Consider the following 23935-nt stretch of genomic DNA (forward strand, 5'->3'; position numbering starts at 1 on the left):
CGCCCATTAGTTTCTTTTGCTATAAGAGATTTAAAATCAATGGATTCAAGTGTGATCATAACGACTGATATCAATGTATGAAAAATGAAACCAATTAGATCACAAATTTAATCAAAATGGTATAACAGCTCGCTTAGCGTTGACGGACTAAAGTCCGACCTACAAAAAAACAAAAACACAAAAAACACAAAATAATTATCCAGCGCTAGATTGTCACCCTTAGGCTTTATGTAGGGTGGACTTTAGTCCATCAGGTTAAATGAAATTTAACTTTTTTGCTATCAAGACCGACAAAAATAAAACCTGCTGCAGATGTTTATTGCTTCTCTAATTAACAGTTCGCTTAGCGTTGACGGACTAAAGTCCGACCTACAAAAAAATCAAAAAAATCAAAAAAAACAACAAAATAATTATCCAGCGCTAGATTGTCACCCGTAGGCTTTATGTAGGTTGGACTTTAGCCCATCAGGTTAAATGAAATTTAACTTTTTTCTATCAATATCGACAAAAGTAAAACTTGCTGCAGATGTTTATTGCTTATCTAATTAATAGTTCGCTTAGAGTTGACGGACTAAAGTCCGACCTACAAAAAATCACAAAACAATTATCCAGCGCTAGATTATCACCCGTAGGCTTTATGTAGGGTGGACTTCAGTCCATCAGGTTAAATGAAATTTAACTTTTTTCTATCAGTATCGACAAAAGTAAAACTTGCTGCAGATGTTTATTGCTTATCTAATTAACAGCTCGCTTAGCGTTGACGGACTAAAGTCCGACCTACAAAAAAATTACAAAACAATTTCCCCAGGCTACATTGTACCCTTAGGCAGGTTGGTGAGAAAGAACGGTGATATAGCTGATAAAATCTACCTAGTGCTTAAACCCTTGCTAAAGCGTTAATTCTACTTTTATTACATACATTAATGGGTTTTTAGCATACCAATATGGGGGATATCATCCTCTAAGTACATTTCACTGACACGTTCAAAACCGTGCTGATTATAGTATTTCTCTAAATGTTCTTGAGCTGATATTTTTACGGTGTCATTTGGGAAAAACTTTAGGCATTCAACTAAACCGACTCGCATTAGTTCGTGACCAAGCCCGATACCACGGGCACATGAGGCAGTAACGACACGACCAATACTAATGTTATCTGGATAGGTTAAGCCTTTGGGTAAAATACGTAAATATGCGGTCATAACACCGTCTTGATAGCAAAATAGATGTTGGGTTTGTGGGTGGCGATCGTGATCGTCTAAGTCAGGATAAAAACAGCTTTGCTCAACAACAAACACATCAATTCGTAATTTTAATAAATCGTAGAGTTCATCGGTGTTTAACTGTGAAAAGGTTTTGTTTTCCCAGATTATTTCTACAGGTATAAGCGATTTTTTTAGCAAATTTTTCATATTTCATCATACTTTTTCATGAGGTTTAGGTGATGTACAGCCTGTACTAAGTCTTGTTTGTGACGCATTTCGTTATATACTTGCGGATAAGGTAAATTGCTTCATGACGATTTTTTATTTTTTATTAGTTATTAGTGGTCAATTGATATTCTCACGACGCATTTCTTACGAGCCACTTCTGACGAACTACTATGAGGAATTGCTCATAGTGATTCGTCACTTGATAAACTATTTTATGAGTCATTGAGGTTTTATTATTTGCCGCTAAGTCGTAAATAATCAAACCTCAACTAAGACAGTTTACTTTTAGCAGATTTTCAGCAAATCACTAGGTAGTTAGCTTACTCTCAGGTGAAATTTTACTATTCTGCTTGATCAGTAATTGTTCAAAATTATCCTTTGTCAGTGGCCTTGATAATAAGTAACCTTGGCCAAAAAGACAACCGGCTTCAGCTAGAAACTTTTGTTGTTGCTCTGTTTCTATTCCTTCAGCAATAACGTCAATATTGAGCTTGCTTGCCATTACTATGATGGCTTCACATAACGCCGCATCTTTATTATTAGCAGACATATTTTGTACAAAGCTCTTATCAATTTTTAAGTAATCAATGGCATAGTTTTTAAGATAAGAAAATGAGCAATAGCCAGTACCAAAATCATCAATAGAAACAGCGATACCTTGTTGACGAACTTTATCAAGTACGTTGACGACTGCTGTTTGATTTTCCATTAATAAATTCTCAGTAATTTCAAACGCAATGGCTTGAGGCGAAATATTTTGCGCTTTAAGAGACTCAGTCCATGCAATAATTTGCTTGCCTTGATTTCTATATTGTACCGGCGAGGTATTGATACTGATCATCAGATCTTGACAATATGTTAGTCTCCAATGTTTAACCTGCCGTGATACTTGATTAAATATCCACTCACTAATCTCTGTAATGAGTCCTGCTTCCTCTGCAATAGGGATAAAGTCTGCTGGCGGAATTAAGCCTTTTTCAGGGTGCTGCCAGCGAATAAGTGCTTCAGCTTTAGCTATGTTATGATTTTCTAAGTTAACAATAGGTTGATAAACCATGTGAAATTGTTGCTGTGTAATGGCGATACGTAAGTCTTGAATAATTTCCATGCGCTTAAGGAGTTCGGTACGCATGTTTTCGGTAAAGTAGTTAATGTTATTGCGCCCACGCGTCTTAGCACTATACATGGCTTGGTCGGCATTTGTTAATAAAGCATCAATGCTCATTGCATCATCAGGATAAAGGGCAACACCGATACTGGCGGTACAATGAATACTCTGTCCATCAATTATATAGGGCTGGGAAAGGGTGCTTAACAATTTTTGTCCAACCTTATCAACATCGATTGCTGTGGCTGTACCTACAAGTACGACAATAAACTCATCCCCGCCTAAACGGGCAACAATATCGTTCTTTCTAAGACAACTTTTTATGCGTTTAGCACTTTCGATAAGCAAACTATCGCCAGCACTATGACCTAAAGAGTCATTAACATCTTTAAAGTTATCAATGTCTAGCATAGCAATAGCGAGTTGTTTTCTCTCACGTTTCGCGTTGTCGAGCGCCGCAGCTAGGTGTTCTAGTAATAAGTTACGGTTTGGTAATTGTGTTAAATTATCAAAATTGGCTTGCTGCCATATGATGCTATCGACTTTATCTCGTTCAATGGCAATACAAACAAGATTAGACACTTGTTCAATTAAGGAGAAATCGATATCTTTTGGTGTTGATATTTCACGATGATAAATAGCAAAAACCCCTAATGCTTCGCCTTTATCATTAATAATAGGCTCTGACCAACAAGCGCCTAATTGAGCTTTTTTAGCTAACTCGGCCCAATTAGCCCAATAAGGATGAGTTGAAATATCGCTGACAATAACTCTTTTTTTTGTGAACACTGCTGTGCCGCACGATCCCATGCCATAGCCAATAGTTACACCTTCTATAGCTTCGTTATAAAAATCAGGCAGACTAGGAGCAGCACCTAACACTAAGTTTTTTCCTGATTTGTCGAGTAATAGAATACTACAGATCGCTTCAGGATATGCGTGTTCAACGTTATGTATGACGGAGTGCAATATAGTAGATAATTTACTTGAGCTGGCAATTAATTCGAGAGTGCTATTACGTAATTGGCTTACTTTATCTTTTGCTGATAATTGACGGTTTTTACTTTCCATGAACATCGAGAAGGCTAATGAAAAGATATTTGTTAAAATTAAGGCGCCAATAACGCGAGGTAAAGTAAAACTGTCAAATTGTTGATAGGTAATAAATAATGCAATGATTATCAATAAGGCATTCAACAGGTTGGCGGTGACTGTGGGAAGTAAGTAAAAGCTGGATATTATTATTGGAAATAGCCAAAAAATCAAGCTCTCACCTTGAATGTAAATAGCGGTTAAGACTGTGATGTGAAGAAAAAAAACAAGTAAGCCACTAAAAAATTTAGTTTTACTAGTATACCAAACGCCAGAAAAAATGCTGCCTATGCCCAATATCACAATAAGGTTAATAATAATTCCTAGATTGTCGTGTGTGCGAATGCTTGAAATCAGGGCTGGAAGTAAGGCTAATATTGCCGTAGCCGTTACGGTTAATAAAATTTTATCATCTATTGAGTGACTTTTCATTTTAAAATCATACTCCTTTAATTTTTTATAGTTCAATATTATTGCTTGAAATGCTATTGAGCAATCCTTTTACTTATAGCCTAATATAACGGAAAATTTACTGGTTTGTAATGAAAAAAACACAAGTAAAGCACAAGTAAAATATAAGTAAAACAAGAGCATATAAATAACATTTTAATTGCTTTTTATTTACATTGGTCGGTAGGTACTGTTAAACGCTGGCTATATCTTGGCTGTATTTTTGCCATATTTTTGAGAGTTATTTTAGACAATATAATCAAAAGATAGCTGTTTATACTGATTAATCTTTAGTTTTAGATATTTAATATAGAAGAAATTATTACAGGATTTTGGTCAAAAAAAATAGCCAAATACAAGGCATTTATTTTAATAACTAGTGGTGCTAAATATTAAATAAATAATGTCGTAGAAGCTTTTTAACCAGTAGCAATGAACAGAAAATTAATGATATGGCTAAAAGCTAGTGGTAAATATTTAGCATTAACCTAGTGCAAGTAAAATTTAGTGCAAGTAAAATCTAGTGCTAATTTTTGAAGCACTATATTAATTTTTTGAAGGTTTTTTGCTCCCTAGGCTTTTAAAATCCAGACCATCATTGTGTGCCGTAACTTTTATGGAGTGATATTTGAAATTTGTTATGGCCTAATGTGACTCTAGTTTTACTTTGAAACCTAGCTACTCTATTCGCTGCTATATGCTTTAATCTGTTTTAGCATACTCAACATGTGGCATATCATCTTCTAAATAGATATCGCTAACATGAAACAAACCATGATGATTGTAAAGTTTCTCTAAGTGCTCTTGTGCTGAAATTTTTATGGTATTTTCTGGAAAGATTTTTTAAGCAATCAGCTAAGGCAATGTTCACTAGTTTGTGGCCAAGTCCAAAGCCACGAGTAGAAGGCGAAAACGACCACACGGGCAATGCTAATGTAGTTTTGGTAATTTAAGCCTTTAGGTAAAATACGTAAGATAGCAAAATTAATGTAAGGCTTGGCGATGGCAGTCATGCTCATCTAAATCTGCATAAAACAGCTTTGCTCAACAACAAACACATCAATTCGAAATATTAGGAAATCGTATAGCTCATCGCTATTTAGTTGTGAGAAAGTTTATTTTTCCAGTTTAAGCCTTTGCTTTTCATTTTTTTCAAATTCACTTTTTTCGTTATGACCGTTAATTAAAAATTGTTCAAAATCTTTTTTCAGTAGAGGTTTTGCTAATAAATATCCTTGGCCAAAAGTACAGCCTGCTGTAGCTAACAACTGTCGTTGTTGCGCGGTTTCAATCCCTTCAGCAATCACTTCTATATTAAGCTTATCCGCCATAACAATGATGGCTTCGCATAGTGCCATATCATTGTTATCTGATGACATGCCTTTGACAAAACTTTGATCAATTTTTATGTAATCAATTGAGAAGTTTTTAAGATATGAAAATGAGCAGTAACCGGTGCCAAAGTCATCGATGGCAACCACCACACCTTGTTGCCTAATATCAGCAATAATATTGTCCACCTGGACATGAGTTTCCATTAGTAGGCTTTCAGTGATTTCAATGGTCAAGGCATGGGTCGGAATGTTGTGTTGCTTTAATTGCTCAACCCAGTTTAAAATTTGTTTGCCGTGATTTTTATACTGAACAGGGGAGGTATTAATACTGATTTGTAAATTTTCGCAATATGCCCCTCGCCATAACTTTAGGTCCTGTAAAACCTGTTGGAATACCCACTCGCTTATTTCAATAATCAAGCCAGTTTCTTCGGCAATCGGAATAAAATCTAACGGTGAAACAAGGCCTTTTTCAGGGTGCTGCCAACGAATTAATGCTTCGGCTTTATAAGTGTTATTGTTTTGTAAATTTACAATCGGTTGATAAACTAGAAAAAATTGCTGTTCTTTTACCGCGATGCGCAGGTCTTGAATTAACTGCATACGTTTGAGAAAGTCTGTACGCATATTTTCAGTAAAGTATTGTAGGGTATTACGACCTTTTGCTTTGGCGCCATACATAGCCTGATCAGCATTTTTCAGTAATTGGTTAATGTTGTCGGCATCATTCGGGTAAATTGCCACACCAATACTGGCCGTACAATATATTTCTTTTTCTTCAAAAAGATATGGCTTAGCCAAAGCGGTTGATATTCTCTTGCCAAGAATCTCTATGTTTTGCACACCATTAGTATTGGTTAAAATAATGATAAATTCATCACCCCCTATCCTAGCGATAATATCGCTTTCTCTGAGAGTGTCTTTAATGCGTTTTGCGGTTTCTACTAGCAAAGCATCACCCGCACTATGGCCTAAAGAGTCGTTTACATCTTTAAAGTTATCAATGTCGAGCATGGCAATAGTAAATTGGGTGTTTTCACGTTTTGCCTTTTTAAGTATATTGCCTATATATTCGTTCACTAAGCTGCGATTGGGTAATTGTGTTAAATGGTCAAAATTGGCTTGATGCCAAATCAGTTGATCTGCCTTTTCGCGTTCGATTGCAATGCGAGACAAGCTGACAAATTGTTCGATTAATCTAAAATCTTTTTTTGTTGGAGAGGTTACTTTTTTAAAATATATGGCAAATGTACCTATCACTTTGCCACTGTTGTCGATAATAGGCTCTGACCAACAGCTGGATAGATTTGCTTTTTTTGCTAACGTTGACCATTGCACCCAATAAGGATGAGTAGCGATATCTATTACGGTAACTCTTTTACCGATATAGGCAGAGGTACCGCACGAGCCGGCCCCTTGAGCTATCTCTAGACCTTCGATGGCCTGATTGTAAAAATCTGGCAAACTTGATGCGGCCCCTAACGTAAGCTTTTTTTCTGTTTTATCAAGCAATAATATACTGCACATAGCGTCAGGGTTTTCATTTTCGACGGCATCAACAATCGCGTGCAATACGTCAGATTGCTTGGCTGAACATGCAATAAGCTCTAAAATTTTATTACGTAAGAGGTTAAATTTTTCATTTTCCATGAACTTCTTATTTTCTTTTTCTATATATTTAGAAAATACAAAAGCACAAATAAGAGTAATAATTAGTGTTATCACAACTCGAGTGAAGGTGAAACTATCGAATTGGTTATAGGTTAATGAACAAGATACTATGACGAGGGTAAGGCTAAGTATCAAAGCAAGTAAGGGCGTCATCAAATAAAAAGAAAAAATAATGGCGGGATATAACCAGTAAATAATACTGATCCCTTTTATATACAAGGCTATCATTGTAATAATGAAAATAAATATGGTGACTACTTTGCTATATAATTCAACATTCCTTGTGTACCAAACACCCAAAAATGTGCCAACCATTACAGAAACTGCTAAAAAGTCGACAATTATGTGTGCTAGCTTGCCGTCATTAATACTAGCAATAAGGAGTGGAAAAACAGCCAAGCCAGTGATGCTGGTTATGGCGAGTAATATTTTTTCTTTTAATGTGCGTTGCAACATTTTTATGACCAAACCATATTATAAATGAATGAAGATTCGACTTTAAGTGACTGAATAGCAGAAAAAGTTAAGTGATTAAAATAGCACGAAAAGTTTAGATATGCGTAGTAGACTAACCGGTAAGTTGGTTAATTGACATATATTATTCACCAAAATACTTAAGATAACCTTAAGGTGTATTTTCTAGTGATTTTTTACCTTTATTTAATGAAAGTTATTGTTTTTATTTGAATTATATAAAGTATTCAAGTGTTTATTTAGTGTTATTTTTGTGGTAATTAAGCGCTAAATTAATGTTATTAAAGTGTTTATCGAATGTAGGGTTTTCGTTTTTTATGCTTTATTTACAACAGCAAATTTGAATATTAAACACGGCGACGATGTTAACCAGACATGACGAGTTAAAATCGAAGAGTTTGCAATTAATCGATGTTTATTATGATCGTTTTTCAAAGAATTTCGCCCAAGCGCTTTTGATTTAAATAATCAATTATTTCTTGTTTGTAGTGTTTGAACCGCTGTTGAGTTCTGGGTATTCATTATTCTAAGACTTTTTTTGGATGGTTTTTAGGCGCTACTATAGTCAGTAAGTACTTGATTCAATCATCAAGCGCTAAAGTAATGTTAGTGTGATATGAGCTTTTGGTCAGTGGCAGATATTGACATAGCAGACTTGAAATTTTAGCGGCATTTTTCTCATTACTTATAACGAACTCACCTGACTGAATATCAATCTGACAAAATTATTGCCCACTTTTACAGGTAAAAAAACCTCAAGGCAGCAGTATTGTTCTCAAGCCCAATAATCAACTATTGGGCTATTTAACGCTTGCCTTGATTTCTTATGATCATCAAGAGCAGAAATATCAGTAAACCATTGTTATAGCATGCTATAAGCTGTCATTTACTTTTTTTGATGCCTAGATTGCAATACTGCCATGACTTCACTTAGGTCAATATTTTGATCTTGAAGCAGCACTAAGGTGTGATAAAACAAGTCGGCACATTCACCTAATAAATCTTCTTTGGTTTCAGCAACGGCAGCTAACGCCACTTCGACACCTTCCTCGCCCACCTTTTGCGCTATTTTAGTGGTGCCGCGGGAAAATAAATGTGCTGTGTAACTATCTTCTGGCGCGTCATTTTTACGACTGGCAATCACTTGCTCAAGTTGACTGAGAAAGTTTTGCTGGCTAATGGCTTGTTCAGGAAAGCAAGACTCTGTGCCTAAATGACAAGTAGGACCTTGCGGCCGACAAGCGATAAGTAAGCTGTCTTGATCGCAATCTGTCACTACTTGGCTAACCTTTAAATAGTTACCACTGGTTTCGCCTTTGCACCAAAGTGCTTGTTTAGCGCGGCTATAAAATGTCGCTAAGCCAGAGTTTAAGGTTTGCTCTAAAGCCTCAAGGTTCATGTAGCCTTGCATTAAAACGGCACCGGTATCTTGATGCTGAATAATGGCTGGGATCATGCCCGCCATTTTATCCCATGCCAATTGGCTAACATTGTCTTGTGTAATTAGCATAATCTGATCTCAACTTTTTCATTTTTAAGGGTTTGCTTTAATTCATCCATCGCTATAATAGCTTTGTGGAAAACACTAGCAGCGAGCGCGCCGTCAACATCAGCTTGCTGAAAAACATCAACAAAATGTGATATTTCACCAGCACCACCTGAAGCGATTAACGGCACATTGCACAGTTTACGCACTTGGCTAAGTTGCTTAATATCATAGCCTTGGCGAACACCGTCTTGATTCATACAATTGAGTACAATTTCACCTGCGCCTAATCTTTGTACTTCTTGGATCCAATCTAGGGTGCGCCATTTAGTTTTTTGTGTCCGGGTTTCATCGCCGGTAAATTGGTAAACTTGGTATTCACCCGCACCATTATTAGCGTCTTGATTGAAAAAACTATCAACGCCAACCACAATACATTGCTGACCAAAAATATCGGCTAAACGCGATATTAAGCTTGGGTCTCTTAACGCCGGTGAATTAATGGATATTTTATCCGCACCCATCATTAAAATCTGCTTTGCATCTTCTTCGGTTTTTATACCACCGGCAACACAAAAGGGAATGTCGATAACTTGAGCAATACGACTAACCCAGCTTTTGTCTACTACACGGTCATCTGAGCTGGCGGTAATATCATAGAAAACCAGTTCGTCGGCACCGGCTTGTGCATATTTTTGCGCGAGCGGTACTATGTCGCCAATAATTTCATGGTTACGAAACTGTACACCTTTTACTACTTTACCATCGCGAACATCAAGACAAGGAATTATACGTTTGGCCAGCATGCGATTGCCTCCTCTAACGTAAACTTACCTTCAAGCAGTGAGCGACCGAGTATTACGCCATCAACACCCGTGGGTATTAGGGCTGTTATGTCATCTAATGAGCCAATGCCGCCAGACGCTTGCCATTTTATGCTGGGATATTGCTGACAAAGTTCTTGATACAAGGCAACATTACTTCCGGTTAATGTGCCGTCTTTACTGATGTCGGTACACAAGACATGAATTAAACCGGCAGCAATGTAGTCATCTAATAAGGCTTCTAAATTAACGCCACTGTCTTTTATCCAACCGTGTGTGGGTAGGGTTTTATTACCCATAGCATCAATTTTTACATCGAGTGCTAGCACAATACGTTCACCACCAAATTCGGTTAGCCATGCTTGCACTAATGCCGGCTCTTTGATGGCGAGTGAGCCAATAACAATACGGTCAGCGCCTAGGTTAAGTAGCTGTTGCACGTCTTCTTTACAACGCACGCCGCCACCCACTTGAATGATCATGCTGTCGTGTTTTACTAAGGTTGCTAGTAGGGTTAATTGGCGTTTATTGCTGTCTTTTGCACCGTCTAAGTCAACAAAGTGCATGACAGTTGCACCCGCTTTAGCATAAGCATTTTGTCGTTCTTTTGCGGTGTATTGATAGTTGGTTTTTTGTTGGTAATCACCTTGAAATAATCGCACGACTTCGCCGTCAATTAAATCGATTGCTGGGATCATCATCGCTTACATCTCCAAGAAATTCTTAATTATTTTACTACCAAGCGCACTAGAGCGTTCAGGATGAAATTGGCAACCGATAAAGTTGTCTTTGGCAATGGCAGCAGAAAATTCACTACCATAGTGGCAACGGGCAACAGTATATTCAGAAATGGGCGCCGCAAAGCTATGCACAAAGTAGAAATAGTCATCAACCTTGATGCCGGCAAATATGGCATGGTCGCTAACCTGAGTTAGGGTATTCCAGCCCATATGTGGCAAACGTAAGGTTTTAGCCTCAAGCGGGCGAATATCGGTAGGGATCAAGCCTAAACATTCAACCACTTCATCTTTACCTACACCTTCAGCAGAAGTACGCGCCATTAATTGCATGCCCAAACAAAAACCTAATACCGGCTGGGTAAGCTGTTGTAGTGTAGCCACTAAACCTTTTGCCCTGATATTTTCCATGGCGTGGCGAGCACTGCCCACACCAGGTAAAATAACTTTGTCAGCACTTTTAATGACCTTGATGTCATCAGAAATAGTAATAGCAAAACCTAAACGTTCGACGGCAAACTTTACCGATGCCAGGTTTGCACAACCGGTGTCAACAATAACAAAGTTAGCTTGCGGGTTTTCGCTCATGCTATAAACATCCCTTTGTGCTGGGTAGATCATCACCGTCAACCGCTATGGCTTGACGCAAAGCACGACCAAATACTTTAAATAAGCTTTCAACTTGGTGATGACAATTGCCTTCAGTTGTTGAAAGGTGCAGTGTGATTGCCATTGAGTCAGCTAATGAACGAAAGAAATGTGGCACCATTTGGGTCGACATTTGTCCGACCATATTATCTGTAAATTTGGCGTCAAATTCTAACCAAGGGCGACCAGAAAGATCAATCGAGCACTCAGCACGACATTCGTCCATAGGTAAAACAAAACCAAAGCGACCAATACCGCGTTTGTCACCCAAGGCTTGCTTAAGCGCTTGGCCTAAGGCTAAAGCGGTGTCTTCAACACTGTGGTGTTCGTCAATGTGATAGTCACCATCAACACTAACTTGCATACTAAAACCGCCATGTGCAGCAATTTGTTCAAGCATATGATCAAAAAATCCTAAACCGGTTTTGATCTTAATATCACCGATTTTATCAAGGTTAATGGCGACATTGATATTGGTTTCTTTTGTTGTTCTAACCACTTTCGCTACTCTTGAGCTCGTCAGTAGTTGCTCAGCAATGTCGTTCCAATTAAGCGATTGACGGTTATATTTAAGCGCTTTAATACCCATGTTGGCCGCAAGCGCGATATCAGTGTCTCGGTCGCCAATAACATAAGAGTTGGCAAAGTTAACTTTACCTTGCTGTAAATAGTCACTGACTAAGCCTAATTTAGGTTTACGGCAGCTACAATTGTCTGCTTCAAAATGTGGGCAAAGTAGTACGTCGTCAAAGTTAATTCCTTGCGAGGCAAACATGGCCATCATTTTGTTATGTGGCAAGTCAAAGTCACTTTGTGGATAGCTTGTGGTACCTAAGCCGTCTTGGTTTGACACCATGACTAAGCGAAAGCCTTTTTTCTGCAAGGCAATTAACACCGGGATCACGTTAGGTTCAAAAACTAACTTGGCTAAACTATCGACTTGCTTATCGCTAATCGGCTCTTCAATTAAAGTACCGTCTCGGTCGATAAATAAAATATTTTGTTGGCTCATATTAATTCTCTTTTGCCACCGTTTGGGCTGTTGTTGTGATAAAACTATTGATGATAGTTTGTTGTAATAGGTCAAGTTCGCGTTCACTACCAATACTGATGCGTAAACAGTTGGCTAAATTTTGCTGTTTTGATTGATCACGGATTAAAATACCTTGCTCTACCAAACCATTAAAAATAAAGTTTTTTACTGCTTCATTTTGACAACGAAACAAAACAAAATTTGCATCACTTTTAAATACTTGGCTGCACCAACTTTGCTGGGTTAGCCAGGTGGTTAATTGTTCACGTAAAATTTCAGTTTCTTGTACGCGAATACTTACTTGTTCTAGGCCAGATGGCGCTAAAGCGGCACTAGCAATATCGGCAACGGGCGCTGAAATAGGGTAAGGCGCTATAACTTTACTGATCATCGAAATAATGTCTTGATTAGCTAGGGTAAATCCGCAACGTAAACCGGCTAAAGCAAAGGCTTTTGACAGCGTTCTTAAAATAACTAAATGTGGATATGTCTTAAGCCAGCTAGATACAGATTGTTCAGGGCTAAACTCGATATAGGCTTCATCAACCACAACAATGGCTGAGTCGGCAAAGAGTTCAAGCACAGTTTTAATATCTTGCTGTGCCAGTAAATTACCCGTTGGGTTACCTGGCGAGCACAAAAATACCACTTTGGCTTGACCAACTTGTGCTTTTAACCCGGCTAAATCTAACGACAACTCTGTGGTTAATGGCACTTTAATAATACCGGCACCATGATTTTCAGCGCTAATAGCATACATGCCATAAGTGGGTGGACAAATAACAATGCTGTCTTGATATGCTTGGCAAAAGGTTCTGATGATCAGCTCTATGCCTTCATCTGCGCCGCGAGTGGCTAACATGTTTTCTGCGGCTATAGCACTATAAGCACTATAAGCATTGATCAGGTTTTCTGGCTGAAAGTCAGGATAGCGATTGATGCTGTCGCTGCTGACTTGGTATATACCGGGACCTGAAGCTTCGTTAGCGTTGAGCCAAATTTTGCCTTGCATTGCACCACTGCTAGCATAAAGTCTGCGCGCAGACTGGTAAGGCACCATATCTATGAGTTCTTTGCGGGCAAGTTTGTTTGCAATGCTCATTTATGCCTCCGTACTCTGGTTAGCGCTGTTGTTGCTCTGTCGATCAAAATCAGCTTTTGTCTTGTTACCTGTCGGCTCTAACGGCGCTTCTAAGCGAATAGTAACGGCACGTTTATGACCGTCTAGTCCTTCAGCATCGGTGAGTTCGCAAATACATTCCGCCAAACTACTTAAGCCTTGACGCGTAATTTCTTGCACAGTAAAGCGTCTTGAAAAGTCAGCCAATGATAAACTACTGATCACTTTTGAATAACCATAAGTGGGTAGTACATGATTGGTACCGCTAGCATAATCACCCGCCGATTCTGGCGTATACGCGCCAACAAAAATTGAACCGGCATTACGTAGCTCAGTTAATAACTGCTGAGCATTGTCGGTTTGAATAATTAAGTGTTCAGGCCCATATTCATTTGATATTTCAACGGCTTGCGCTAAATCCTTAGTTAGTGTCAATCGACTTTGCTGTAAGGCTTGGCGCGCTATTTCTGCTCGTGATAACAGGGTGAGTTGCTCTGCTAAGGCTAACTGAACGGCATTGATGAGTGCCATACTATCTGATAACAAAATAACTTGGCTATCGGGACCGTGTTCGGCTTGCGATAATAAATCAGCGGCGACAAATCCTGCATTAGCATTAGCGTCTGCTATGACTAGCACTTCTGATGGTCCTGCTGGCATATCAATAGCAAAGCCATTGACTTGCTGTGATAGTTGCTTTTTGGCTTCGGTAACATATTTATTGCCCGGACCAAAAATTTTGTTCACCGCTTTAATTGTTTGCGTACCAAAAGCTAATGCTGCACAAGCTTGTGCGCCACCGACACTATATATTTCTTCAATATCGCATAATGAAGCCGCCACTAGAATTTCGTCAGCTAATTGACCCTCTTTATTGGGCGGGCAAACGAGGACTTTGCGTGGACATTGTGCTAATTGTGCGGGTACACCTAACATTAATACCGTTGATGGTAATGGTGCGCTACCAGCTGGAATATACAAACCCACACTAGCAATAGCTTCAGTTTTTAAGGTACATACCACACCAGGCGTAGTTTCAACACGAATGTCAGCACTGATTTGTGCTTGGTGAAAACGTTTAATTTGCCCATAAGCTGTTTCAATGGCTTTTAATCGTTTAGGCGTTAATCTGGTTTTTGCTGCAGCAATTTGCTCTGCTGTCACTTTTAAAGTGTCCAGTAAGACGCCATCAAATTTTTCGGTAAAATCGAATAAGGCTTTATCACCATTTTTTCTTACATTGGTGAGAATATTTTCTACTTGTTGTGATAACAAACCGCTTTCTGCAATGGCCGGGCGGGCAAGCGCATAATTACGTTCAGCACTGGACAAGTTTTCCCAGATGATTAGGTCTTTTAGTCTGCTGGCATTTTGGTTGTTTGTATTCATGCGTTAGCCCATCATTTTTTCAATTGGCATTACTAAAATAGAGTTACAACCTAAAGCGTTAAGTTGCTCCATGGTTTCCCAAAAAAATGTTTCTGTCGCGACAACGTGCACAGCAACAATGTCTTCACGTCCTGCTAAAGGTAATATGGTGGGTGTTTCTTTACCTGGCATAAGCGCACTGACTTGGGCGATTTTGTCTTTCGGTGCATGCAGCATGATGTATTTACTTTCTTTGGCTTTCATCACGCCTTGAATACGAGGTAATAAAGTGTCAAGAATCGCTTGTTTCTCTGGTATTAAAGCTTTATTGGTTTGAATTAATGACGCGTGTGAGCGAAAAATTTCTTCCACTTCAACTAGGCCATTCGCTTCTAATGTTGCACCTGTAGATACTATGTCACAAATGCCATCAGACAAGCCAACACGAGGCGCGACTTCAACAGAGCCTTTTAGTAAGCAAAATTCGACGTTGATACCGTTGTTTTTGGCAAAACGATTCAGTAACTGTGGATAGGTGGTGGCAAACCTAAGGCCATCTAGACTTTTTATACCTTTATAATCAAAGCCTTCTGGCATGGCTATTGACAAACGGCAGCCGCCAAAGTTTAAACCTAAGGTGCGAATATACTTTGATTTTTGGCCCATTAACTCACGCTCTAATGCGGCTTCTTCCAAGGTGTTGTCGCCAACGATACCTAAATCGCAAACGCCGTCCATGACCAAGCCTGGAATATCGCTACTACGTACGCGCATGATATCAATGGGCATATTAGAAACATGAGCAAGTAATAGGCGATCAGAGACATTAAGTTTAAGGCCACAACGCTTTAATAACGCTTGTGTGTCGTCGCTTAAGCGACCTGATTTTTGCATTGCAATGCGTAAACGTGGTTCTGTTGTCATGATTTTTCCTATTAATTTTTAAATTTTTTGTGCTATTTAGTCGCTTTTTATGTGTTTTATCATTGTTCAAAAAAGCATGTATATACAATTTCAAAGCCATAAAAATGCGAAAACCCCCGAGAGATGAACTCTTTCGGGGGTTTAGAAATTAATTTTTATTTATCTTACACCGCTGAAAGGTTCATAGCCCTCAGCGAATAAACCTGAGCAGCTAATCTGTATGATGATGGTGATGAATGGCAATCAAGTTTAAAGTCATGTGGTATTTACTCTATTATTGCTTCAGTTAGCATAGTTGTAAGATAATAATTTATTTGGCTATTTTTTAAATTAAAGCGCTACTTTTAAGTTACTTTAAATGATTCTATAAAAGCTATTGAAAAAAGACAAAAACTTTTTAAAGTACTTACTTTAATTTAGATTTAACGATACGTTGATTCTTAAGTTAGAGCAAGTGTTTAATGTTAACTCAATATGATTTTTTGAACTAAGCTAGTATTGTTTTGTTCTAAAATGTGTAGCGTAAAAAAGGTAAAGGTTAAGCGAGTATTGCCGATATATAATGATGACTAGATAACTATGACTATATAGCTATGACAAAGCAGAGATGTTTTATTTTAATCAGGGGGCATAACAATGGACATTTTCACTACCGCATTAACCCGTGTTGTCCCTGTGCCTATAAAACCTGCTAGCTTAAAAGTTAAGGCATTGATGAAAGCGGCTGCAACTCATGCTGTTTCTGACGATACAGCAGGTTTAGAGGAGCCGGCATTATATTTTAAAAAATCGTCTGATCAAGAAGAAAGTACTGACAAGCCAGCGCCAGAGGTGGTTGAAGCAACGCCAGTGCCAGCAGATAATACCGGTCAACATATTGATGTTTTTGAGGATAGTGAGTGCACACATTCAGAAAAAGATGATAAGCCCCACCTAGATATTTTTGTATAAAATTAAGCTATTGGCATAAAAACCAAATTAAGCTGACTGAGTTAAGCTAGCCGAATTAAGCGGGTAGTATCATGCATGACTTAAGGCATACGCTGAGCTTATTTTACTTGACCACTTCAACCTGACTGTTTATTTTATTCTCAACTCAACTCAACTCAACTCAACTCTTCATTCTACGCTTCATGCTATTTTTCACCTTACCCTGCATTTTATGGGGTATTTTATTTTGCCTTTAATGATTTTAGAACTGCATTATATTAGCGCTATTATTAGTCAAGCTTAGCGTTATTTTTCCTGTTATTTTTGTCTGTGATGATTATAATGAGCGCAAATTTATCAATGTCGTACCTTTATGAGTGCTGTTGAACATGCGTTTTCACATCAAGGTGCTTTAGCTAAAGCTATTAATGGCTTTTCTCCACGCCAAGCTCAGCTAGATATGGCACTAGAAGTTGCTAAAGCTATTGAGCAAAAAAGTTCGCTTATTGTTGAAGCGGGGACAGGTACGGGTAAAACATTTGCCTACCTAATTCCGGCGTTATTGGCTAACAAAGCCAATGCTGAAAATAATGAGGGACAGAAAAAAATTATTGTTTCAACCGGAACAAAAAACCTCCAAGAACAATTATTTCATAAAGACTTACCGTTAATTCGCAAAGCACTGGCCAGTAATGCACAAGTGGCGTTATTAAAAGGCCGCGCCAACTACCTTTGTATATATCGTTTGGAGCAATATCAACAATCGCGTGGCCAACTTGACGCGCAAACATTGGCTGATTTTGTCAAAGTGCGATCTTGGGCCAATGGCACACAAAGTGGTGATATTGGTGAGTTAGTTAATGTGACTGAAGGCTCACCGGTATTTCCGTTTGTTACCAGTACTGTTGATAATTGTCTCGCCAAAGAATGTCCTAATATTGAAAATTGCTACTTAATTAAAGCGCGGACAAAAGCGATTGATGCCGATCTTGTGGTGGTAAATCATCATTTGTTTTTTGCTGATATGGCGCTAAAAGACAGCGGTTTTGGTGAGTTAATTCCTAAAGCTGATGTGATGATTTTTGATGAAGCTCATCAAATTGCTGATATAGCCAGTGAATATTTTGGTGAGGCGTTTTCCACACGACAGTTACTTGATCTTTGTAGCGATGTTTTACAGGTTTACAGAACAGAATTAACCGACGTAAAACAGTTGGCAAAGGCAGCAGAAAAGCTGTTGAAAACCAGTCAAGAATTTCGTTTACTTTTTAGTTACGATCCCGAGCGTGGCAACTGGCGAGAAAAACATCAACAGCAGAAGTTTGCTCATGCCTTTAGCTTATTAAAAACAGATTTAGACTTTCTTTATCAAGTGATCAAACTTTGTGTCTCGCGTAACGAGGCGATTGATCATTGCTTTGACCGAGCGTTAAATCTATTAACGCAATATGAAGTGATGGCTGATGTAAATGCTATGGGCATGAGCTTTTGGTATGAAACCACGCCACGGCATGTTGTGCTACATAAAACACCCTTATCGGTGGCAGATAAGTTTGGTACTTACGTAAAAGAATCAGGTGCGGGTTGGATATTTACTTCGGCAACACTTGCTGTTGATGGCGAATTTAAACATTTTTCTAGCCATTTAGGTATAGAGCATTCGGCCAGTTTGTTACTGGATAGCCCGTTTGATTATGCGAAACAATGCCAATTAATTATTCCGCGTTATTTGCCATCCGCTAATGATATGAACCGCGCTAAAGCCTTAGGCGAACTTGCTATTCCCTTAATTGCCGCCAGTGCTGGCGCCTGTTTTATGTTGTTTACCAGTTACCGTGTTATGCACCAAGTTGCTGAATTATTGGCTGAGCGTATTGATAACCCATTACTGGTGCAAGGACAAATGGGTAAGCGTAAATTATTAGAGCAATTTGTTGAGCAAGACAGTGCTGTGTTGCTTGCCACAGCAAGTTTTTGGGAAGGCGTTGATGTTAGAGGTGATAAACTTACCTGTGTGATAATCGACAAACTGCCGTTTGCTTCACCGAACGACCCTTTGTTGCAGGCCCGCAGTGAAGATGTAAAACGACAAGGCAAAGACCCATTTGCACAAATTCAATTACCCCAAGCGGTTATTGCTTTAAAGCAAGGGGTAGGGCGTTTGATTCGTGATGTTAATGACAAGGGTATACTGGTTATCTGTGATGACCGACTGGTTAATCGTCCATACGGAGAAGTTTTTCTCAAGAGTTTACCTGACATGAAGCGCAGTAGAGATATTAACCAAGCCGCAGAGTTTTTAGCGCAATTGATTGGTCGCGAATAACTTTTATCGTCAATAAAGTTTGCCGCGATCCAACTTGCGGTTAATTGACGTTGCAAGGATGCTTGTTTAGACGAGAAAAGTTTATCTGGGTTAAAGTTTACCTGAGTTAAAGTTCTCTAGGCTTAAGGTAAAATAATGTTAAACTCGCCGGATTAGTAATGACAGTAATTTTAAAGGGTTTTTGACGTGAATTTTTTGGCCATCGATGCCTCTACTGAAGCTTGTTCAGTAGCAATTAAATATTTTGATCAACAGTTTAGTGAGTATGAACTGTGTCCTCAGTCTCATAGTTTGCGTTTATTACCTATGATTGACAGCGTATTAAAGCAGGCGAACGTTAAGTTAACTGAGCTTGATGGTATTATTTTTGGTCAAGGACCGGGAAGTTTTACCGGTGTGCGTATTGGCATAGGCGTAACACAAGGTTTAGCTTTTTCTGCAGAGTTGCCGGCGCGTGGTGTATCTACCTTACAAGCGATGGCTCAGCAAGCTTATCTTGATAAAGGTGCCAGCAAAGTTATTGCCGCGATTGATGCGCGTATGTCAGAGGTGTATACCTGCTACTTTGAAGTTGATGATCTGGGTATTATGCAGCCAAAAACTGAAGAAACAGTATTAAAACCTGAGTTGGTTGCCCAATATTATAAAGACTTAGTATTACCCGCTTATGGCGTAGGGACAGGATGGGACGCTTATCCTACCTTGGCAGCATTAAAGTCTAATGTGGACTCACCTGAAATTTTGTTTCCAACGGCTTTAGCTATGTTAGCCATTGGGCAAATAGACTTTGCAGAGCAGTGTGTTGATGCTGAAAACGCCCAGCCTAAATACGTTCGAGATACGGTGTCATGGCAGAAGCTGCCGGGGCGATAAAGTAGACATTATATTACTTTTTGTTTTGAATGAGTTTTTTTGATAAACACTTCCTCACACGGGCTTATGCTATTGCAGTCGTTATGTTTTACTGCACTTTAATCTAGCTTGGTTATTACCCAGCTGATTTTTTGATGAAAAATAGTTTTCACCTTGGTGATAAATTTGTTAGATTACTTTTATGCAAGTCAATAATTCTGTCAACTTAACATCCCAACCGGCTATCGGGTTAGGGAAGAATTCGTCTGTACCCGCTCAAGAGCAACGTACTAAGGCACTTGCACGCGAAGCGCTTAGTAGCGAAGAAAGTCAAAGCCAAAAGTCACCATCGGATATTAATACACGCCAACGCCTCGATATCGATGAACAGGCAATGGCACTAATCGAACGTCAGCCGTTGTCCGCGAATGACAGTGGTAACAGCTCACAACAAAGCCCACAACAAAATTATCAGCAAACGAGTACCAACAGTGGTTATGATACACCATCGAGCCAAAATAAATTGGCTGTAGCTGCTTATCAGTCGGTTGATGCTATTGCTCAACGCGATAGCATTCAACAAATTTTTGGTGTTGACTTATTTGCCTGATTTATTGGATAAAAATTATCATTCCTCTACCGAAAAAACACCATGAATTTTAGCCCTAAATACAAATTTTGGCTGATGTTACTTACGGCCATTATTATTTTACAACTGCCTTTTATTTCCATTCCATTTAAATGGTTAGAAAGCTATTTTCATGAAATTAGCCATGGCTTAACGGCGCTGTTAACCGGCGGAAGTATTGTACAAATTCAACTATTTCCTAACGGCGCGGGGTTATGTACCACAAGAGGTGGCTCGGCATTTTTTATCAGCTTAATGGGTTATGGCGGCGCAATATTATGGGGCAGTCTGATATTTTACTTGGCGTCGAGTCATAGAAAAACAGCACAGATTTTTTCTATACTGCTGATTGGCTTATTAGCGAGCAGTATTTTATTGTGGGTACGAGACTTATTAACCTTATTTATTGTGGTTGTTTTACTTATGTTAGTGATAGCGCAACTAAAATATTCATCACAAAAACACCTACAAACGTTATTAAAATTAACCGGTTTATTAGTCTTAATTAACAGTTTAATGAGCCCGCTTTATTTACTTGACGGTCAAGCAAAAGGCGACGGTGCTGCTTTAGCTAATATGACTTTTATTCCTGAAATAATATGGGTTGTTATTTGGTTTTCGGTGGCATTATTTGCCACCTATCGACTCAGTAAATTATCGTTGCGTCGCACAGGTTAGCGATTAGAAAAGCATTATTGCTCTGTAGCGTTAGGCTACTCTTTTCCAACTTATAAAGGATTTTTATGGCAACTTCTGATGTATTTAAGCCAGTGGAGTTTGATGTCAACGGCCGAAAAATTAGTGGTATAAGTTATGGTGATGAGCAAGGACCTTTGCTTTTATGCTTGCATGGCTGGCTTGATAATGCGGCAAGCTTTCAACCGTTAATGCCGTATTTGTCAAACTATCATGTTATTGCTATTGATTGGCCCGGACATGGCTTATCTGATCATCGAGGCGCTGATGCCCATTATCACTTTTTAGATTGGGTCTATGACTTGATCAGTTTATTTCGCTCACAGCAATGGCAAGCTATCGATATTATTGGTCACTCTATGGGAGGGATGGTAGCGTCTGCGTTTTCGGCAGCCTTTCCTGAACATGTGAAATCATTAACATTGATTGACAGCATCGGTGTGTTAACCTCAGATGCAGCGACCACCACCAAGCAATTACGCAAAGGCTTGTTAAGTCGTTTAACGCGAGATAATAAAGCTAAAAAATATCATACTAGTCTCAACTCTGCTGTTGCGGCTCGCGTGTTAGTGTCAGATTTAAGCACCGATAATGCCACGCTCATTGTCGAACGTGGTATTGAGCAAACTAAGGCTGGTTTTATTTGGCGTGCCGACATTCGTTTACGTTCCACTTCTCCTTATCGATTTACCTTAGCGCAAGCCGAGCAACTTGTTACTGATATAAGCACTCCTGTGCAATTACTTTACGGCAGCAAAGGTATGGAAATGGTAACTAAAGGTGTAAAGTGCTTTGGCCCTTTGTTTAAAAACTTACAGGTGAATGAGTTGAGTGGTGGCCACCATGTACACATGGAACAAGCTGAGCAGGCCGCTAAGCTGATAAATGCCTTTATTCATCAGCAAAGCTAAGCAGTAAGATTAATTCAAGCAGTATATAACGGCTCCTTGAAGTGGAGCCGGTATACGTTATTTAGGGCGAATTTTAACCAGTTTGATGATATTAAATTTACTAATTATTCAGTTAATTTAAACAAGTGTTTAAATTAACTGGATCGACCAGTGAAAATTTGATAAAACGTGTCATTAAATTAAAAATAAAAATTTAAAGAGGAAAGGTACCGTGGAAAAAATTTGGCTTGAGAAGAGTTACCCTCCTGGTGTTCCATTTGAAATTGATCCTGATAAATACGCTTCAATTGTCGATATGTTCCATAAATATACTGAGGTTTATGCCGATAGAGCTGCCTTTATTAATATGGGGGCGCAGATTAGTTATCGTGAACTTGCGCAACAAGCTACAACCTTTGCTGCCTACTTACAGCAAGACTTAGGTTTAGTTAAAGGTGATAAATTTGCCATTATGGTACCCAATTGTTTGCAATATCCTATTGCACTATTTGGCGCCCTGTTAGCAGGTTTAACTGTGGTGAATGTTAATCCGCTCTACACAGCACGTGAATTAGAACATCAATTAAAAGACTCCAACACTAAAGCGATTTTGATTATTCAAAATTTTGCCAGTATTTTAGAAAAAGTTATTGATAAAACACCCGTTGAAAAAGTTATTTTAACCTCGCTTGGTGATCGTTTAGGTACAGTCAAAGGTGCCATTGTTAACGGCGTTGTTAAGTACGTTAAAAAAATGGTGCCCGCTTTTAATCTTAAGAATATAGAGCATTTTAATAAAGCTTTAGCTAAGGGAGAAAAATTAAGTTTTAGCCCAGTGACAATTTGCGGTGATGATTTGGCCTTTTTGCAATACACAGGTGGTACAACGGGTGTTTCAAAAGGCGCGATGTTAACGCATCGCAACATGGTTGCTAATCTAGAGCAAGCTAAAGCAGCGATTAAACCGCAATTAGAAGAGGGTAAAGAGCTGGTTGTTACAGCCTTGCCGCTTTATCATATTTTTGCGTTAACGGCTAATTGCCTGACATTTATTACCCTGGGTGGTACCAATTTATTGATCACCAATCCGCGTGATATGCCGGGGTTTGTTAAAGAGTTAGCAAAATATGACTTTACAGCCATTACCGGTGTAAACACCTTATTTAATGGTTTATTAAATACCCCGGGCTTTAGTGAACTCAATTTTTCTAATTTAAAATTATCACTAGGCGGCGGTATGGCGGTACAACGTCCGGTGGCCGAAAATTGGGAACGTGTCACGAAAACACGCTTACTTGAAGGCTATGGCTTGACAGAATGTGCACCTTTAGTAACGCTTTGCCCCTATAACCAAACACATTATAGTGGCAGTATTGGTTTACCTGCACCTTCTACCGATATTCGTATTGTGTTGGAAGATGGCAGTGACGCTAAAATAGGTGAAGCTGGAGAAATGTGGGTTAAAGGCCCGCAAGTAATGAAAGGTTATTATAATCGCCAAGAAGCAACCGATGAGATTTTAAAAGCTGGTTGGTTAGCTACAGGTGATGTCGCTTGTATGGATGAGAATGGCTTTTTCAAAATCGTTGATCGTAAAAAAGATATGATTATTGTTTCTGGCTTTAACGTCTATCCCAATGAAATTGAAGAGATAGCCATGAGCCATGAAGGCGTACTAGAAGCGGCGGCCATAGGTATTCCTAATGACGCTTCTGGTGAAGCAGTCAAATTATTTATTGTACGTAAAGATCCTAATTTAACTAAGAAATCGTTAATTAATCACTGTCGTGAAAACTTAACTAATTACAAAGTACCAAAATTTGTTGAGTTTCGTGATGAGTTGCCAAAAACCAACGTTGGTAAAATATTACGACGTGAATTACGCTAATGTAGAGATCGCTATCGCTTATC

At 38.8% G+C, this 23935-nt stretch carries 19 protein-coding genes and 1 other annotated feature; of the genes, 7 read left to right on the forward strand and 12 right to left on the reverse strand.

Annotation, left to right across the window (positions count from 1 at the left end; genetic code table 11):
* Window positions 1-920 precede the first annotated feature (920 nt).
* From H4J61_RS14270 to hisG, 12 genes are all read right to left on the reverse strand, one after another.
* Window positions 921-1412: a GNAT family N-acetyltransferase gene (locus H4J61_RS14270; protein ID WP_182185632.1), complete on the reverse strand. Its 492-nt coding sequence runs from the start codon at window positions 1410-1412 to the stop codon at window positions 921-923.
* Window positions 1413-1740: 328 nt separating this feature from the next.
* On the reverse strand, window positions 1741-4065 hold the full coding sequence (locus tag H4J61_RS14275; protein ID WP_220461280.1) for an EAL domain-containing protein: 2325 nt from the start codon (window positions 4063-4065) through the stop codon (window positions 1741-1743).
* An 869-nt stretch (window positions 4066-4934) separates the two neighbouring features.
* Entirely contained in the window at window positions 4935-5102 is a 168-nt protein-coding gene (locus H4J61_RS14280; RefSeq protein WP_182185634.1) for a hypothetical protein, read from the reverse strand.
* Between the two features lie 96 nt (window positions 5103-5198).
* A complete protein-coding gene (locus tag H4J61_RS14285) occupies window positions 5199-7544 on the reverse strand; it encodes an EAL domain-containing protein (protein WP_182185636.1) in 2346 nt (781 codons plus the stop codon).
* A gap of 904 nt (window positions 7545-8448) precedes the next feature.
* Window positions 8449-9072, reverse strand: coding sequence for a bifunctional phosphoribosyl-AMP cyclohydrolase/phosphoribosyl-ATP diphosphatase HisIE (gene hisIE, locus H4J61_RS14290; protein WP_182185638.1), 624 nt, complete (start codon window positions 9070-9072; stop codon window positions 8449-8451).
* Window positions 9066-9854, reverse strand: coding sequence for an imidazole glycerol phosphate synthase subunit HisF (gene hisF, locus H4J61_RS14295; protein ID WP_182137589.1), 789 nt, complete (start codon window positions 9852-9854; stop codon window positions 9066-9068). The genes hisIE and hisF overlap by 7 nt, the downstream gene beginning before the upstream one ends.
* Window positions 9836-10573: a 1-(5-phosphoribosyl)-5-[(5-phosphoribosylamino)methylideneamino]imidazole-4-carboxamide isomerase gene (hisA, locus tag H4J61_RS14300; RefSeq protein ID WP_182185640.1), complete on the reverse strand. Its 738-nt coding sequence runs from the start codon at window positions 10571-10573 to the stop codon at window positions 9836-9838. Before hisA ends, hisF begins: the two co-directional genes overlap by 19 nt.
* A 3-nt stretch (window positions 10574-10576) precedes the next feature.
* Window positions 10577-11197 (reverse strand): imidazole glycerol phosphate synthase subunit HisH, encoded by a 621-nt coding sequence (gene hisH, locus H4J61_RS14305; protein WP_182185642.1) that lies wholly within the window; start codon window positions 11195-11197, stop codon window positions 10577-10579.
* 1 nt (window position 11198) lies between these two features.
* Window positions 11199-12269, reverse strand: coding sequence for a bifunctional histidinol-phosphatase/imidazoleglycerol-phosphate dehydratase HisB (hisB, locus tag H4J61_RS14310; protein ID WP_182137592.1), 1071 nt, complete (start codon window positions 12267-12269; stop codon window positions 11199-11201).
* 1 nt (window position 12270) lies between these two features.
* Complete coding sequence (hisC, locus tag H4J61_RS14315; RefSeq protein WP_220461281.1) at window positions 12271-13392, reverse strand: histidinol-phosphate transaminase; 1122 nt, start codon at window positions 13390-13392, stop codon at window positions 12271-12273.
* Window positions 13393-14799 (reverse strand): histidinol dehydrogenase, encoded by a 1407-nt coding sequence (hisD, locus tag H4J61_RS14320; protein ID WP_182185644.1) that lies wholly within the window; start codon window positions 14797-14799, stop codon window positions 13393-13395.
* A gap of 3 nt (window positions 14800-14802) precedes the next feature.
* On the reverse strand, window positions 14803-15702 hold the full coding sequence (gene hisG / locus H4J61_RS14325) for an ATP phosphoribosyltransferase (protein WP_182137595.1): 900 nt from the start codon (window positions 15700-15702) through the stop codon (window positions 14803-14805).
* Window positions 15703-15806: 104 nt separating this feature from the next.
* Window positions 15807-15938, reverse strand: a sequence feature (His leader region).
* 400 nt (window positions 15939-16338) lie between these two features.
* Between hisG and H4J61_RS14330 the strand changes: the two genes are divergently transcribed.
* The 7 genes from H4J61_RS14330 (at window position 16339) to fadD (ending at window position 23912) form a co-directional block, all read left to right on the forward strand.
* Window positions 16339-16653, forward strand: coding sequence for a hypothetical protein (locus H4J61_RS14330; RefSeq protein WP_182185647.1), 315 nt, complete (start codon window positions 16339-16341; stop codon window positions 16651-16653).
* A 352-nt stretch (window positions 16654-17005) separates the two neighbouring features.
* Window positions 17006-18958, forward strand: coding sequence for an ATP-dependent DNA helicase (locus tag H4J61_RS14335; RefSeq protein WP_182185649.1), 1953 nt, complete (start codon window positions 17006-17008; stop codon window positions 18956-18958).
* A 186-nt stretch (window positions 18959-19144) separates the two neighbouring features.
* Window positions 19145-19831 carry a tRNA (adenosine(37)-N6)-threonylcarbamoyltransferase complex dimerization subunit type 1 TsaB gene (gene tsaB / locus H4J61_RS14340; protein WP_182185651.1) on the forward strand — a complete coding sequence of 229 codons (687 nt, stop codon included), beginning with the start codon at window positions 19145-19147 and terminating at the stop codon, window positions 19829-19831.
* Window positions 19832-20012: 181 nt separating this feature from the next.
* Entirely contained in the window at window positions 20013-20420 is a 408-nt protein-coding gene (locus H4J61_RS14345) for a hypothetical protein (protein WP_182185653.1), read from the forward strand.
* Between the two features lie 42 nt (window positions 20421-20462).
* The gene (locus tag H4J61_RS14350) at window positions 20463-21116 is read left to right on the forward strand and encodes a M50 family metallopeptidase (protein ID WP_182185655.1); all 654 of its coding nucleotides are present in this window, start codon (window positions 20463-20465) and stop codon (window positions 21114-21116) included.
* A gap of 65 nt (window positions 21117-21181) precedes the next feature.
* Entirely contained in the window at window positions 21182-22045 is an 864-nt protein-coding gene (locus H4J61_RS14355; RefSeq protein WP_182185657.1) for an alpha/beta fold hydrolase, read from the forward strand.
* A 211-nt stretch (window positions 22046-22256) separates the two neighbouring features.
* Window positions 22257-23912, forward strand: a complete 1656-nt coding sequence (gene fadD, locus H4J61_RS14360) for a long-chain-fatty-acid--CoA ligase FadD (protein WP_182137602.1) — start codon at window positions 22257-22259, stop codon at window positions 23910-23912.
* The last annotated feature ends 23 nt before the right edge of the window (window positions 23913-23935 follow it).

The organism is Colwellia sp. MB3u-4 (genome assembly GCF_014077065.1).
Classification (GTDB): domain Bacteria; phylum Pseudomonadota; class Gammaproteobacteria; order Enterobacterales; family Alteromonadaceae; genus Cognaticolwellia.

Coding starts and splice junctions, on each gene's coding strand:
- hisIE (WP_182185638.1), bottom strand. CDS start 9,072: ATGCTAATTACACAAGACAATGTTAGCCAATTGGCATGGGATAAAATG.
- H4J61_RS14335 (WP_182185649.1), top strand. CDS start 17,006: ATGAGTGCTGTTGAACATGCGTTTTCACATCAAGGTGCTTTAGCTAAA.
- hisA (WP_182185640.1), bottom strand. CDS start 10,573: ATGATGATCCCAGCAATCGATTTAATTGACGGCGAAGTCGTGCGATTA.
- hisF (WP_182137589.1), bottom strand. CDS start 9,854: ATGCTGGCCAAACGTATAATTCCTTGTCTTGATGTTCGCGATGGTAAA.
- H4J61_RS14280 (WP_182185634.1), bottom strand. CDS start 5,102: ATGAGCATGACTGCCATCGCCAAGCCTTACATTAATTTTGCTATCTTA.
- hisB (WP_182137592.1), bottom strand. CDS start 12,269: ATGAGCCAACAAAATATTTTATTTATCGACCGAGACGGTACTTTAATT.
- hisC (WP_220461281.1), bottom strand. CDS start 13,392: ATGAGCATTGCAAACAAACTTGCCCGCAAAGAACTCATAGATATGGTG.
- H4J61_RS14270 (WP_182185632.1), bottom strand. CDS start 1,412: ATGAAAAATTTGCTAAAAAAATCGCTTATACCTGTAGAAATAATCTGG.
- H4J61_RS14330 (WP_182185647.1), top strand. CDS start 16,339: ATGGACATTTTCACTACCGCATTAACCCGTGTTGTCCCTGTGCCTATA.
- H4J61_RS14285 (WP_182185636.1), bottom strand. CDS start 7,544: ATGTTGCAACGCACATTAAAAGAAAAAATATTACTCGCCATAACCAGC.
- hisD (WP_182185644.1), bottom strand. CDS start 14,799: ATGAATACAAACAACCAAAATGCCAGCAGACTAAAAGACCTAATCATC.
- H4J61_RS14275 (WP_220461280.1), bottom strand. CDS start 4,065: ATGAAAAGTCACTCAATAGATGATAAAATTTTATTAACCGTAACGGCT.
- hisH (WP_182185642.1), bottom strand. CDS start 11,197: ATGAGCGAAAACCCGCAAGCTAACTTTGTTATTGTTGACACCGGTTGT.
- H4J61_RS14350 (WP_182185655.1), top strand. CDS start 20,463: ATGAATTTTAGCCCTAAATACAAATTTTGGCTGATGTTACTTACGGCC.
- H4J61_RS14355 (WP_182185657.1), top strand. CDS start 21,182: ATGGCAACTTCTGATGTATTTAAGCCAGTGGAGTTTGATGTCAACGGC.
- H4J61_RS14345 (WP_182185653.1), top strand. CDS start 20,013: ATGCAAGTCAATAATTCTGTCAACTTAACATCCCAACCGGCTATCGGG.
- hisG (WP_182137595.1), bottom strand. CDS start 15,702: ATGACAACAGAACCACGTTTACGCATTGCAATGCAAAAATCAGGTCGC.